Raw genomic sequence first — 13,731 nt, 5'->3', positions numbered from 1 at the left:
CTCAACCTATACCCAAAATAATTCAAGATGCAGCCAAAGCGCCTGCGGCTTGAAGTATGAAGGGGGTATGATCAACCCTGATTTAGTTGAGGTAGCAATGACCATGAAAGGACAAGAGACGCGTGGCTTCCAGTCAGAGGTAAAACAACTTCTGCACCTGATGATCCACTCCCTCTATTCAAACAAAGAGATTTTCCTGCGTGAGCTGATCTCCAACGCCTCCGATGCCGCCGACAAATTGCGCTTCCGCGCACTGTCTACGCCAGATCTGTATGAAGGCGATGGCGACCTGCGCGTGCGTATCTCGGTCGATAAGGACAATCGCACTCTGACCCTGAGCGACAACGGCATCGGTATGCGTCGTGATGAGGTGATTGAGAACCTCGGCACCATTGCTAAATCGGGCACCAAAGCGTTCCTCGAATCCATGGGCTCCGATCAGGCGAAAGACAGCCAGTTGATCGGCCAGTTTGGCGTGGGCTTCTACTCGGCCTTCATCGTGGCCGATAAAGTCACCGTGCGCACCCGTGCGGCCGGTGCTAAAGCCGATGAAGCGGTGTTCTGGGAATCAGCGGGTGAGGGTGAATATACCCTGGCTGAAATCGAGAAGGCCGATCGCGGTACCGAAATTACGCTGCACTTCCGCGCAGGCGAGGATGATTTCCTTGATGCATGGCGCGTGCGTAATGTGATCAGCAAATACTCCGATCACATCGCCTTGCCGGTGGAGATCGAAACCAAAGACGAAGAGAACGACACCACCACCTGGGAGAAGATCAACAAAGCCCAGGCGCTGTGGACGCGTAACAAGTCAGAAATCAGCGATGAAGAGTACAACGAGTTCTACAAACACATCGCCCATGATTTCAGCGACCCGGCGATCTGGAGCCACAACCGCGTAGAAGGTAAGCAGGAGTACACCAGCCTGCTGTATATTCCGCAGCGTGCGCCGTTCGACATGTTCAACCGCGACAGCAAGCACGGCCTGAAACTCTACGTGCAGCGCGTATTTATCATGGACGATGCCGAGCAGTTCATGCCGAACTATCTGCGCTTCGTGCGTGGCCTGATCGATTCCAACGATCTGCCGCTCAACGTCTCCCGTGAAATCCTGCAGGATAGCCGCGTGACACAAAGCCTGCGAGCCGCGCTGACCAAGCGTAGCCTGCAGATGCTGGAAAAACTGGCGAAGGATGATGCTGAGAAATATCAGCAATTCTGGAAAGAGTTTGGCCTGGTGCTGAAAGAAGGCCCAGCAGAGGACAACACCAACCAGCAGGCGATTGCCAAGCTGCTACGTTTTGCCACTACCCAGAGTGAAGGTGCAGAGCAGACCATTTCGCTCGAAGATTACCTGAGCCGTATGGTGGAAGGGCAGGAGAAGATTTACTACATCACCGCGGACAGCTATGCCGCCGCGAAGAGCAGCCCGCATCTGGAACTGTTCCGCAAAAAAGGCATCGAGGTGCTGCTGTTGTCCGATCGTATCGACGAGTGGATGATGAGCTACCTGACCGAGTTCGACGGCAAGACCTTCCAGTCTGTGAGCAAGGCGGATGAATCGCTGAGCAAACTGGCGGATGAAGAGACCGAAGAGCAGAAAGAAGCGGAAAAAGCGCTGGAGCCCTTTGTTGAGCGTGTGAAAACGCTGCTCGGCGAGCGCGTGAAAGAGGTGCGTCTGACGCATCGTCTGACCGACACCCCAGCGATTGTCACCACGGACGCCAACGAAATGACCACCCAGATGGCGAAGCTGTTTGCGGCGGCGGGTCAGGAAGTGCCGGATGTGAAGTACATCTTCGAGATCAACCCAGAGCATACGCTGGTGAAACGTGTGGCGGATACCCACGATGAGACGCATTTTGCTGAATGGGTTGAGCTGTTGCTGGATCAGGCGCTACTGGCAGAACGCGGCACGCTGGACGATCCGAACCAGTTTATCCGTCGTATGAATCAGTTGCTGACGGCGTAATCGGGCGCGATGGTTGACCAGGTCGGCATAAATGCCGACCCTACATAAGCCAGTGCGTTGGTATGAAATGAATCCATAAGGTCGGCATAAATGCCGACCTAACACAAGCCAGGCGTGTGGTATGAAATGAATCCGTAGGGTCGTCATTTATGACGACCTTTTTTTAATGCAGGGCCTGGTCCCGCAACCAATCCCGGAACAAGGTGATCTCGGCGTCATGCTGCCGTGACAGCTTGGTCATCATCCAGGTGGCACGATCCGCGCGCACAAAGCCCAAAGGCGCAATCAGCGTCCCGTCACTCAACTCCTGCCGAACCAGCAAGCGCGGTGCCATGATCACACCCAAGCCATTTCTCGCCGCCTGAATCCCTAACGTCAGATTATCGAAATGCTTACCAACCCAAAAATTGCCGCGAGCACCGCTGGTTTTCGCCCATTCCGCCCAGGCGTGCAGGCGCGTATCGGCATGCAGCAACGGCAGCGAAGCCAAATCCTGCTCGCTTTGAAAACGTGCTGCGAACTGAGGCGCACAGAGCGGACCAATATAATCATCGCTGATCAGCGTGGCATCGATATCCTCATCCGGCGTTTGCTCATAGCTGAGAATCAGCAAATCGGTATGCTCGCTGCGCAGATGGTCGATTTCGCCCAGCGGCTGAAACTGGACTTCGATATCCGGATAGCGTTGATAAAACTGCTAATACGTGGGATCAGCCATTGCGCGAGGAAACTCGGTGCGCAAGAAACGCTGAGGTGATGGCGCATGCCGGTGCGAATGCTTTCGCAGGTCGTCGAGAGTTCACTAAAGGCTTTCTGACAACTCACCAGCAAACGTTCGCCGTGTGAGGTTAATTTGACGCGTCCATTGGTGCGCACAAACAGAGGCTTACCCATCCAGCTTTCCAGCTGTCGAATCTGATGACTGATGGCGCTATGAGTCACATGCAGACGCTCGGCCGCAACGCTGAAACTGCTGTGCAGGGCTGCCTGGTGAAAATAGTGCAGTGCACGTAACGACGGAAGCGCGGTCATACTCATCCCCTGTGTAAAAACCTAACAGGGATTGTCAGTTTATATCATTTTAATGTCCAGCCGCATTGGCCTAACCTTTCCCCCAGATTCTGGCGGGTTGACGGAAGGCCTTCTCTGTGTTTAACGCGGCTAATGTGCCCCTCAATTCGCGACCACACACAGCATCATAATAATAGAGAAACCTCTCGCGATGGATCACCAACATGCTACTGCCAGGGCGGCGGCAGCGCGCGATCGACTTCGCGGCTTGCTATCCCGTCATTACCGGCTGGAAAATTACGACCTCTTTTTTGCACCCTCTCTGCATATTGCACGGGTGCTGCTCTCACAGCTATTCCTGCGTCAGGAACAGGCACGCAACCAAACACGCTATGCCTCGCACTATCCCGTTAGCGAACTCAGTGTTCTGCCTTCATTACCCATGATGGCGGGCAATATCGCCTTTATTGAGCACGTAGATATGCAACAGGGTCGCGTGCGGACACTGGCTGAGTGCCAAAGCCAGGGCGTGACGGATGCATCCGAATCCTTTGCTACCTTGCTACACAAACGTTTAGTGAGCGATGCGCGTTTGTTTGTGACGCGTCTTGACCGCCACGCGGCATTGAGCAGTGACCTGGTGCTTATCGCCCTGAAAACCAACGATTTCAGTACGCTGGTACGCAGTGAGCTGCGCTTGTTCGAGCAGGGACTGGCGTTTGGTGAGGCGTTGGATCAGGCGCTGATATTAATGGAAAATAGCGACTGGCGGCCGTTTAACATCGCAAGCGTGGATAACATCACACTTGATGCCCCCGTTGAGCTGCAATCGATTCAGCAACACGGGCTGCCGTTCGCGCTGTTCCCGCTACCTGCAGGCCTGAAGCTGGCCGAATTACCGCAGGATATGCAGCTGTTGCCGACTCAGCAGCGTCTGCGGCTGCATGCCAGCGTACGCGGCAGCGTCAATAAGAACCAAAATATGACGCCGACACTGAAAAAACGCCTAAAAGAAGTGTTAAGCCTTAGCCGCAATTCCTAAAAATGGGCGCTCCGCTGGTGTTGGCTGTCAAAGCAGGTCAAAGTGAAACCTTTCATCGGAAGCGCGCCCGTTTCCTTGTGGTGCGCGGGTCATAATGGTATGTTCTTGGCCTTCTCAGATTGATCAATGCGATTCGCAAGGGGAATTACGCAATGCGTATTATTCTGCTCGGGGCACCGGGCGCAGGTAAAGGCACTCAGGCTCAATTCATCATGGAGAAATACGGTATTCCGCAAATCTCCACCGGTGACATGTTGCGTGCGGCAGTAAAAGCAGGCACCGAACTGGGCCAACAGGCGAAAGCCATCATGGATGCCGGTAAACTGGTGACTGACGAGCTGGTGATTGCGCTGGTTAAAGAGCGTATCGCGCAGGAAGACTGCAAAAACGGTTTCCTGCTCGATGGCTTCCCACGCACTATCCCGCAGGCTGACGCCATGAAAGAAGCAGGCATCAACGTGGATTTCGTGCTGGAGTTTGCTGTACCGGACGAACTGATTGTGGATCGTATTGTGGGACGTCGCGTACATACGCCGTCTGGCCGCGTTTATCACGTCACTTACAACCCACCAAAAGTGGAAGGTAAAGACGATGTGACCGGCGAAGAGCTGACCACGCGTAAAGACGACCAGGAAGAAACCGTGCGTAAGCGTCTGGTGGAATACCATCAGCTGACTGCACCGCTGATTGCTTACTACAGCAAAGAAGCAGCAGACGGTAACACCCAGTATCACAAGATCGATGGCACCCGTAAGGTTGCTGAAGTGAGCACGCAACTGGCCGGTATTCTCGGTTAACCCGACATACTTCAATGTGCAGGCGCGTTGGCTGCTCTCGTTTGCCACCTTCCTGCCATTTGAATGATTAAGGGTTGTGCTATAAAGGGTCGGTTGTCCGGCCCTTTTGCAGCAATTGCTTTCCCCTCCCACGATTTCCGCTACAATTTCCCTCGATTTTGACCCATTCGTTTCGACATCAAGGAAATACAATGAGGCAAGAAAAGCCCGGGGTTTTGCTGGTTAATTTAGGCACACCAGATGCACCCACTACACCAGCTGTTAAGCGCTACCTGAAACAATTCCTTGGCGACCCGCGCGTGGTGGATACTCCACGTTGGTTGTGGTGGCCGATCCTGAATTTTGCCATCTTGCCGTTCCGATCGCCGCGCGTCTCGAAACTTTACGCGTCCGTCTGGATGGAAGAGGGCTCACCGCTGATGGTGTTCAGTAAACGTCAGCGAGATGCGCTCGCCCAGCGGCTGGATATGCCGGTTGAGTTGGGAATGAGCTACGGGCAACCGAGCCTTGACGGTGCGGTGCAGCGTTTACTGGCGCAAGGAGTCACACAACTGATTGTGCTGCCGCTCTATCCGCAGTTCTCCTGCTCAACGGTAGCCGCAGTGTGGGATGGCCTGGCCGCCAGCTTCAAGCCGCTGCGTTCGTTGCCGAGCGTTGCCTTTATCCGCGATTATGCGGAGCATCCGGCCTACATCGCGGCACTGAAAGCCTCGGTAGAGCGCTCCTTTGCGCTGCACGGCGAACCCGATCTGTTGGTGCTCTCTTATCACGGCATTCCGCAGCGCTTTGCGGACGAAGGCGATGATTATCCGTTGCGTTGCAAAGACACCACGGATGCGCTGGCCGCCGCGTTAGGCATTGCGCCGCATAAAATTATGATGACGTTCCAGTCACGCTTTGGCCGCGAGCCGTGGTTAACGCCGTATACCGATGAAACCATGCAAGGTTTGCCAGCCAAAGGCATCAAGCATGTGCAGGTGATGAGTCCAGGTTTTGCCGCAGACTGTCTGGAAACACTGGAAGAGATCAGCGAGCAGAACTGTGAGTTCTTCCTGCATGCGGGCGGCGAGAAGTTTGAATATATCCCTGCGCTCAACGCCGATGACGAGCATATCGAGATGATGGTGCAACTGGTTAACGCACGCCGATAAAGTGATGACAGAGAGTGTGATATCATTCTCTGTCAGATTTCCCTTACGGCAGCCACGATGAAATTTCCCGGCAAACGCAAATCCAAACATTATTTCCCCGTCAACGCGCGCGACCCACTGCTGCAAGCCACGCCTCAAGAGCAGGAAGAGGGCAGTTGGGTGGTCGGTATCGACCAAACGCTGGTGGATATTGAGGCTAAAGTCGATGACGCTTTCTTACAGCGCTATGGCTTGAGTGCCGGTCATTCGCTGGTGATTGACGATGCCACCGCCGAAGCCTTATATGACGAACTGATGCGTGAAGGGCTGATCAGCCATCAGTTTGCCGGTGGCACCATCGGCAATACGCTACACAACTACTCTGTTCTCGCGGACGATCGTTCGGTGCTGCTTGGCGTGATGTGTAATAACATCCAGATTGGTGGCTACGCCTATCGCTATCTGTGCAATACCTCCAGCCGTATGGATCTCAATTATTTGCAAGGCGTCGATGGCGCGATTGGCCGCTGCTTTACGCTGATTGGCGAGCAGGGCGAACGTACCTTTGCCATCAGCCCCGGTTTGATGAACCAACTCAAGGCTGACAGCATTCCAGAAGCAATGATTGCCGGTGCCTCAGCACTGGTTTTGACCTCTTATCTTGTGCGTTGCCAACCCGGCGAACCGATGCCTGACGCGACGCTGCGTGCCATTGAATACGCGAAAAAGTACAACGTGCCAGTGGTGTTGACGCTGGGCACCAAATACGTGATTCAGGATAACCCTGAGTTCTGGCGTGATTTCCTGCGCAATCATGTCTCGATCGTGGCGATGAACGAAGAAGAGGCCTTTGCCTTAACCGGTGAACAAGATCCGCTGCTGGCATCGAACATGGCGCTGGATTGGGTGGATCTGGTGCTGTGTACCGCCGGACCAACCGGCTTGTATATGGCGGGTTTCACCGAGGAAGCATTCAAGCGTAAAACCAACCATCCGCTGCTGCCGGGAGCGATTGCTGAGTTTAACCAGTTTGAATTCAGCCGTGCGATGCGACATCAGGATTGTCAGCAGCCGCTGCGTATTTTCTCGCATATCGCGCCTTACATGGGCGGACCCGAGAAAATCATGAATACCAACGGCGCGGGTGATGGTGCGTTAGCGGCGCTGCTGCACGATATCACCGCCAACAATTTCCATCGCCAGAAAGTCCCGAACTCCAGCAAGCATGCGCGCGAATATCTCACTTATTCGTCGCTGGCGCAGGTATGTAAGTATGCGAACCGGGTGAGTTATCAGGTGCTTAATCAGCACTCTCCACGCCTGACGCGCGGCCTGCCGGAAAGGGAAGACAGTTTAGAAGAGTCGTATTGGGATCGATAATGAAACCGGTGCGCATCAATGCGCACCCTTCGTGATTGAATTTCCAGGGTCGCCATTTATGGCGTAATGCTTGTCAGTTAAGGACTCAGGCTGCTTATTGATAAGTGGCCTGTCTTTTCTGTGCGGGCTCTGCCGCCACTACTGCCCCCTCTGGGCCGTCCTCGCGCCGCTAAAGCGGTACCTTCGACTTCCACGTCGTGCCGGACGGACCGTTCGCGGATGACCATTCATGGTCGGCCGCGAACTGCCCCACGCCTCCCCGCGTGGGGCTCCTGGCCCAACGTAAAAGTCTCAGCGCTGCGGATAACCCCGATGCGACCCCAGACGGCGTTATCGTCAGTCGCTTAACTGACGAGACTTACGCCATTTATGGCGACCTGTTTAATAACGGCGCCAAATTAAATCGGGCACTCACGCACAATCGGTTGCTCGGCAATCTCTTCCTGCAACACGTTCAACATGCTGTTGGCAATCTCACGTTCGCCCATCACCACGCGATTGGCTCCGCGTTCAATGATGTAATTCACTTCATCGTCATAATGCGCGCGCGCAATGATCTCGATATCCGGGCGTTTCTCGCGGGCGGCGGTAACGATCTCACCCGCTTCATAGCCATTCGGGATGGTCAGCAGCAGCCAGCGGGCGCAATCGAGTCGGGCTAATTCCATGGTATCAACACGTGCCGCATTGCCCAGCACCGCTTTGATACCTTGCTCGCGCAGCGCTTCGACGCGTGGCCGAGAGTTTTCCACCACCACTAACGGCACATCCGCTTCCAGTAATTTCTGCCCCAGCAAGCTTCCCACGCGTCCATAACCGACGATCACCGCATGGTTGCAGATATCCACTGGAATCTGTTTCTCGTCTTCAATGGCCTCTTCCAGCGTCTGCTCTTCGATGGTTTCAGTCTTCTCGAGATAACGTTCCAGCAGGGTGAACAGAATCGGGTTCAGCATAATGGAGATAATCGCGGCAGCCAGTACCAGATTGCGGCCCTCATCACTCAGCATGCCGAGCGAAATCCCCAGACCTGCCAGGATAAAGGCGAACTCACCAATCTGCGCCAGGCTCACGGAAATGGTCATAGCAGTGCGGCGTGAGTGGCCGAGCAGGGTGACCAGCAGCCAGGCGGCGATGGATTTACCCAGCACGATGATTGCCAGCGCACCCAGCACGGCGAGTGGCTGTTCGATCAATATCATCGGGTCAAACAGCATGCCAACGGAGACAAAGAACAGCACCGCGAACGCATCGCGCAACGGGAGTGTGTCGTGGGCGGCGCGATGGCTGAGTTCGGATTCATTCAGCACCATACCGGCGAAGAAGGCGCCGAGCGCAAAGGAGACATCGAAGAATTCCACTGCGCCAAAGGCGATGCCCAATGCCAGCGCCAGCACCGACAAGGTAAAGAGTTCACGCGAGCCGGTTGCGGCACTTTTGGCCAGAATCCACGGCACCACGCGGCGGCCAACTACCATCATCAGCACCATAAAGGCGACGACTTTGCCGATGGTCAGCATCAAATCCCACAGCAGCAGCGTCGGGCTGGCGTTCCCTTCCTCCAGCATGCCGGCAATCGCGGGCAGCAGCACCAGCGTCAGCACCATCACTAAATCTTCGACAATCAGCCAGCCGATGGCGATTTGTCCGCGCTGGCTGTCAATCAGTTGGCGCTCTTCCAACGCACGCAGTAACACCACGGTACTGGCGGTCGAGAGGCACAGACCAAACACTAAGCCGGTCATCCAGGACCAGCCCATGGCCCAGGAAAGCCCCATCCCCAGCAGCGTGGCGACCGCAATCTGCGCGACAGCACCGGGAATGGCGATCGACTTTACCGACATTAAATCTTTCAGGGAAAAGTGCAGACCAACGCCAAACATCAGCAGAATGACGCCCAGTTCGGCTAACTCAGGGGCAAGATTGGTATCGGCGACAAAACCTGGCGTGAAAGGGCCGGCGAGCACGCCAGCCAGTAAATAGCCCACCAGCGGAGAAACACGCAGACGATTCGCCAGCATACCAAGGAGAAAGGCGAGGACCAGGCCCCCGACAATGGTGGTGATCAACGGTGTGGTGTGATGCATGCCTGTCTCCTTGTATGCAAATGTATCCGCTTGTAACAACCTAGTGTAATGCACAATCCTCCACCGCGTTTAAACATTTGAGCGGTGAAAAGCGAAAAAATTGAAAAAATGAGAAGAAAACGCAGCTGAAGCAGCATTTTTCTCAGTTATCTCACGCTATCGGCAGGATTTACGCAGAGTAGAGGGGGGCGATAGAAAAAAATTGCCCCCCAAAAGCGGTTCAGGCGTGGCGGTTATCAGGCAGGAAAGCGGTCAAAAGGCCAATCAAAGGCAGCCAGGCACAGATTTGATATACCCATTCGATACTGGTGTGGTCAGCCACCACGCCAAGAACGGCGGCACCCAAGCCGCCCATGCCGAAGGCGAAACCGAAAAATAGCCCTGAAACCATGCCGATACGTCCCGGCATCAACTCTTGCGCGTAGACCAGGATGGCGGAAAACGCCGATGCCAGAATCAAGCCAATGATGACGCTTAATACGCTGGTCCACATCAAGTTGGCGTGCGGCAGCAGCAACGTAAAGGGCGCGACACCCAGAATCGAACACCAAATCACGTATTTACGCCCAATTTTATCGCCAATCGGCCCGCCAATAATGGTGCCGGCCGCCACTGCGCCGAGAAAGGCAAACAGGTGGAATTGGGACGCTTGCACTGAAAGTCCAAATTTCTGCATTAAATAGAAGGTGTAATAGCTGCTCAGGCTGGTGAGATAGAAGTATTTGGAGAAAATCAGCAGCAGCAGGATGCTAATGGCAAAAGCGACTTTCTTACGCGGCAGTACATTGACCGGTGCAGCGGCGGGTTTCGCCTTGCTGGCACGATGCTGGTGGCTGTACCAGCGGCTCACCTGCAACAACACAATAATGCCGAGCAGTGCCACCAGCACAAACCAGCCCAGATGGCCTTTGCCGTAAGGCGCGACGATCATCGCCGCCAGCAGTGGCCCTAATGCGCTTCCAAAATTACCGCCCACCTGGAACAGCGACTGCGCCAGTCCGTGACGTCCACCAGAGGCCATACGCGCCACGCGAGAAGATTCCGGGTGAAATACGGAGGAACCGCTGCCCACCAGCGCGGCCGCCAGCAGCACCTGCGGATAAGTCGAGGAGAAGGTCAATAACACGAGTCCACACAGGGTAAAACCCATGCCGACTGGCAGCGACCAGGGCTTAGGGTATTTATCCGTGTAGTAGCCAATTAGCGGTTGCAGTAATGACGCGGTGACCTGGAAAGTCAGCGTGATCAGACCAATCTGCACGAAGTTAAGGCTAAAATCCTTTTGCAGCATTGGGTAGATCGCCAGCAGCAGCGATTGCAGCATATCGTTAAGCAGATGCGCGAGGCTGATGGCACCTAAAATGCCAAAAGCAGTGCGTCCCGGCGCACGCGCTGGGGTTGCGATTTCACTTGCCATAAAAAATCCTGAGAGTGCGTTTATCGTTATCAGTTTGTTAATACCTGAGTGACTCTATAAGCCTTTGGTCTTGAGTTAAAGTGCCATCTGTGCGACACAGATGAGTGATAAAGCACATTAAGTCCACGGCTAAGTGGAAAAACGCAGAATAAGGAGATCGGCTTTGTTGTCATTACCGCGGAAAGGGCGCTGGTTAGCGCTGATCGTGCTGTTACTGCCGATGCTGGCGCAGGCCTGGCAAACGGATCGGACTTATCGTTTTAGTATTCTGCACACCAACGATCATCATGGTCGCTACTGGCCGAATGCGCAGGGCGAATACGGTCTGGCCGCGCAGAAAACGCTGATGGATAAACAGCGTTATGATGTGCAGGCGCGGGGCGGCGGCGCATTGATCCTTTCTGCCGGGGATGTGAACACCGGCGTACCGGAGTCCGATTTATTGAACGCAGAACCCGATATCCGTGGCATGAACCTGATTGGTTACGATGCCATGGCGCTGGGTAATCATGAATTCGACAAGCCGCTCAGCGTGCTGCAAATGCAGCAGAAGTGGGCGAAATTCCCGTTTCTCTCCGCCAATATCTATCAAAAAGGCAGCGATCAGCGCCTGTTTAAGCCGTGGGCGATCTTTAACCGCATGGGTTTGAAAATTGCGGTGATTGGCCTGACCACCACCGACACCTTAAAAATCTCCAACCCGGAAAATATTGCTGAGATCGATATTCGCGATCCGGTGAAAGAGACAGAAAAAGCGGTAGCGGAATTGCGCGCCAGCGAGAAACCCGATGTCATCGTGGCCTTAACCCACATGGGGCATTACGACGACGGCCAGCATGGTAGCAATGCGCCGGGCGATGTGGAGTTAGCGCGCAGCCTGCCGCCGGGGACTATTAATGTGATCATTGGCGGCCACTCGCAAGATGCGGTGTGCATGGAAAAAGAGAATGTCAGCGTCAAAGATTATCAGCCGGGCCAGCCGTGCCAGCCCGATCGGCAAAATGGCGTGTGGATCATGCAAGCGAAAGAGTGGGGCAAATATGTCGGTCGCGGCGATTTCACCTTCCGTAACGGTGAGCTGACGCTGGACAGCTATCAGCTGATCCCGGTGAATCTTAAGCATGAGGTGAAAAACCTTGATGGCAGTGTTTCCTGGCTGACCTGGCAGGAAGAGATCCCGCCTAACAGCGCCATGATGAAACTGCTGACGCCGTATCAACTGCGTGCCGCGAAGAAGCTGGATGTCAGCGTGGGCAGCAGCGATGGCGTATTTGTCGGTGAGCGCGACAAGGTGCGCTTTGAACAAACCAATCTCGGTCAGCTGATTCTGCGTGCGCAGATGGCCGCGACCCAAGCGGATTTTGCGGTGATGAGCGGGGGCGGCATTCGCACCTCATTAGCGGAAGGCAAATTGAGCTGGCGCGACCTGTTACAGGTGCAGCCGTTTGGTAATCAGGTGGTTTCCGTCACCTTAACCGGCAACGAGCTGCTGAGTTATCTCGCGACCGTGGCGAATATCAAACCCAACTCCGGCGGCTTTGCGCAGTTCAGCAACATCAGTCTGGTGGCGGATGGTAAAGCGGTAAGCGATGTGAAGATCAATGGCGAACCGCTGCAAAAGGACAAAACCTATCGCATGGCCACCAACAGTTTTAACGCCAGCGGCGGCGATGGATATCCGCAGATTGAGAGCCATGCTGGTTTTAACAATACCGGGCAGCGTGATGCGGACGTGCTGCGCGATTACGTCAGCCAGCACTCACCGCTTAAAGTGGCTGATTATGCACCCACAGGGATCACGCATCTGACGGAAGCGCAGGTGCAAGAGCGAGATAAAGCGCAGGAGAAGCCAAGGAAGCGCAGCTATCCGCAGGCCATTCTGGCGTGGATCTGGCCGCGCATGGCGCATAATTAATTTAGGTTAGCGGCTGGGTCTGTAGCGGCGCAATTTATTGCGCGATAAATCGCGCCGCTACGATTATTGAACACTGATTTTTTATGCCTGGCAGGACTTTTGCCCAACCCAGCGCTGGCGCAGCTTATCCCACATCCAGTTATACGCCATGGTATAAGGCAGGAAGAACAGAAAGAACGCCACTTCCAGCACGAACGCTTCCAGCAGCGTAATATTCAGCATCCAGGCCGCAATCGGCAGGCCAATCACGATAAAGCCCCCCTCGAAGCCCAGTGCGTGCACCGCACGCAGACCCAGACCACGTTTCACGTGCGGCGGCCAGATACGATCAAAACCGCTGTTATAGATCATGTTCCACAGCATAGCGACGGTCGATAACATAATCGCCAACGCGCCCATCTGAAACAGCGGTTTATCCATCACCCAGGCAGCCAGCGGTGCAACAGTTAAAATCGCCAGCACTTCAAATCCTGCGGCATGACAAAAACGTTCTTTCAGCGAACGGGTACGCATAAAAACCTCCTTTTTGGTTACGCCGCGTATTTTCTCACCGTGAAATGCTAAGATAAAATGATTACCTATCGATAAAAGCGATGGTTCACCATGAAATACTCCCCGGAATCCCTTGAGGCCTTTGTGCAGACGGTGGCCAGCGGATCCTTTTCGGCGGCGGCACGCGCACTGGCGAAAAGTCAGTCCATCATCAGCAGTGCGGTGGCGAATCTGGAAGATGACTTAGGTTTCACCCTGTTTGATCGCAGCGGGCGTCAGCCGGTGCTAACGGAACAGGGGCAACGTGCGCTGGCTCAGGTACAGCAGATTCTGGCGGCCAGCCAGCGGCTGGATGAACTGGCGGCGCGCCTGTCGCAAGGGGTGGAGCCACGGCTGAGTCTGGCGATCTCAGATTTCTGGCAGGCGGATCATCATGAAAATCTGCTGAACCGCTTCGAATCTCGTTATCCGGACATCGAATTTGAGTG

10 protein-coding genes and 1 pseudogene are annotated in these 13,731 nt (G+C 54.7%); 7 read left to right on the top strand and 4 right to left on the bottom strand.

Going from position 1 to position 13,731, the window contains the following annotated elements:
- The first annotated feature begins 97 nt into the window (after positions 1–97).
- Positions 98–1,972 (top strand): molecular chaperone HtpG, encoded by a 1,875-nt coding sequence (htpG, locus tag PSSD_RS10635; RefSeq protein ID WP_058971713.1) that lies wholly within the window; start codon positions 98–100, stop codon positions 1,970–1,972.
- A gap of 163 nt (positions 1,973–2,135) precedes the next feature.
- Here htpG and PSSD_RS10630 read toward each other — a convergent pair.
- Positions 2,136–3,004, bottom strand: a pseudogene (locus tag PSSD_RS10630) (LysR substrate-binding domain-containing protein).
- A gap of 190 nt (positions 3,005–3,194) precedes the next feature.
- Between PSSD_RS10630 and PSSD_RS10625 the strand changes: the two are divergent.
- From PSSD_RS10625 to PSSD_RS10610, 4 genes are all read left to right on the top strand, one after another.
- Positions 3,195–4,025, top strand: coding sequence for a DUF6024 family protein (locus PSSD_RS10625; RefSeq protein ID WP_039330100.1), 831 nt, complete (start codon positions 3,195–3,197; stop codon positions 4,023–4,025).
- Positions 4,026–4,177: 152 nt separating this feature from the next.
- Positions 4,178–4,822, top strand: coding sequence for an adenylate kinase (adk, locus tag PSSD_RS10620; RefSeq protein WP_039330101.1), 645 nt, complete (start codon positions 4,178–4,180; stop codon positions 4,820–4,822).
- A gap of 191 nt (positions 4,823–5,013) precedes the next feature.
- Positions 5,014–5,973 carry a ferrochelatase gene (hemH, locus tag PSSD_RS10615; RefSeq protein ID WP_039330102.1) on the top strand — a complete coding sequence of 320 codons (960 nt, stop codon included), beginning with the start codon at positions 5,014–5,016 and terminating at the stop codon, positions 5,971–5,973.
- A 57-nt stretch (positions 5,974–6,030) separates the two neighbouring features.
- On the top strand, positions 6,031–7,332 hold the full coding sequence (locus PSSD_RS10610) for an inosine/guanosine kinase (RefSeq protein ID WP_058971710.1): 1,302 nt from the start codon (positions 6,031–6,033) through the stop codon (positions 7,330–7,332).
- A gap of 398 nt (positions 7,333–7,730) precedes the next feature.
- Here PSSD_RS10610 and ybaL read toward each other — a convergent pair whose 3' ends face one another.
- Both ybaL and PSSD_RS10600 read right to left on the bottom strand, forming a co-directional pair.
- A complete protein-coding gene (gene ybaL / locus PSSD_RS10605) occupies positions 7,731–9,419 on the bottom strand; it encodes a YbaL family putative K(+) efflux transporter (protein WP_058971707.1) in 1,689 nt (562 codons plus the stop codon).
- Positions 9,420–9,639: 220 nt separating this feature from the next.
- Positions 9,640–10,836 carry an MFS transporter gene (locus tag PSSD_RS10600; RefSeq protein ID WP_058971704.1) on the bottom strand — a complete coding sequence of 399 codons (1,197 nt, stop codon included), beginning with the start codon at positions 10,834–10,836 and terminating at the stop codon, positions 9,640–9,642.
- A gap of 220 nt (positions 10,837–11,056) precedes the next feature.
- Here PSSD_RS10600 and ushA point away from each other — a divergent pair, with 220 nt between their 5' ends.
- Positions 11,057–12,751, top strand: coding sequence for a bifunctional UDP-sugar hydrolase/5'-nucleotidase UshA (ushA, locus tag PSSD_RS10595; protein ID WP_058972252.1), 1,695 nt, complete (start codon positions 11,057–11,059; stop codon positions 12,749–12,751).
- A gap of 81 nt (positions 12,752–12,832) precedes the next feature.
- On the opposite strand, the gene PSSD_RS10590 is transcribed toward ushA, so the two are convergent.
- On the bottom strand, positions 12,833–13,264 hold the full coding sequence (locus PSSD_RS10590; protein WP_039330583.1) for a multidrug/biocide efflux PACE transporter: 432 nt from the start codon (positions 13,262–13,264) through the stop codon (positions 12,833–12,835).
- 90 nt (positions 13,265–13,354) lie between these two features.
- On the opposite strand from PSSD_RS10590, the gene PSSD_RS10585 reads away from it, so the two are divergent.
- Positions 13,355–13,731, top strand: a 377-nt coding sequence (locus PSSD_RS10585) for a LysR family transcriptional regulator (protein WP_153011431.1), incomplete at its 3' end; no start/stop codon positions are given.

Source organism: Type-D symbiont of Plautia stali, assembly GCF_001485335.1.
Lineage (GTDB): Bacteria > Pseudomonadota > Gammaproteobacteria > Enterobacterales > Enterobacteriaceae > Pantoea > Pantoea vagans_C.
Note: the sequence above shows the minus strand (reverse complement) of the source record. Positions and strands in the feature narration are given on the sequence as shown.

Bases quoted from the DNA above. Each gene is read 5' to 3' on its own strand.
- hemH (WP_039330102.1), top strand. From the start codon at position 5,014: ATGAGGCAAGAAAAGCCCGGGGTTTTGCTGGTTAATTTAGGCACACCA.
- htpG (WP_058971713.1), top strand. From the start codon at position 98: ATGACCATGAAAGGACAAGAGACGCGTGGCTTCCAGTCAGAGGTAAAA.
- PSSD_RS10600 (WP_058971704.1), bottom strand. From the start codon at position 10,836: ATGGCAAGTGAAATCGCAACCCCAGCGCGTGCGCCGGGACGCACTGCT.
- ushA (WP_058972252.1), top strand. From the start codon at position 11,057: ATGCTGGCGCAGGCCTGGCAAACGGATCGGACTTATCGTTTTAGTATT.
- PSSD_RS10590 (WP_039330583.1), bottom strand. From the start codon at position 13,264: ATGCGTACCCGTTCGCTGAAAGAACGTTTTTGTCATGCCGCAGGATTT.
- adk (WP_039330101.1), top strand. From the start codon at position 4,178: ATGCGTATTATTCTGCTCGGGGCACCGGGCGCAGGTAAAGGCACTCAG.
- PSSD_RS10610 (WP_058971710.1), top strand. From the start codon at position 6,031: ATGAAATTTCCCGGCAAACGCAAATCCAAACATTATTTCCCCGTCAAC.
- PSSD_RS10625 (WP_039330100.1), top strand. From the start codon at position 3,195: ATGGATCACCAACATGCTACTGCCAGGGCGGCGGCAGCGCGCGATCGA.
- ybaL (WP_058971707.1), bottom strand. From the start codon at position 9,419: ATGCATCACACCACACCGTTGATCACCACCATTGTCGGGGGCCTGGTC.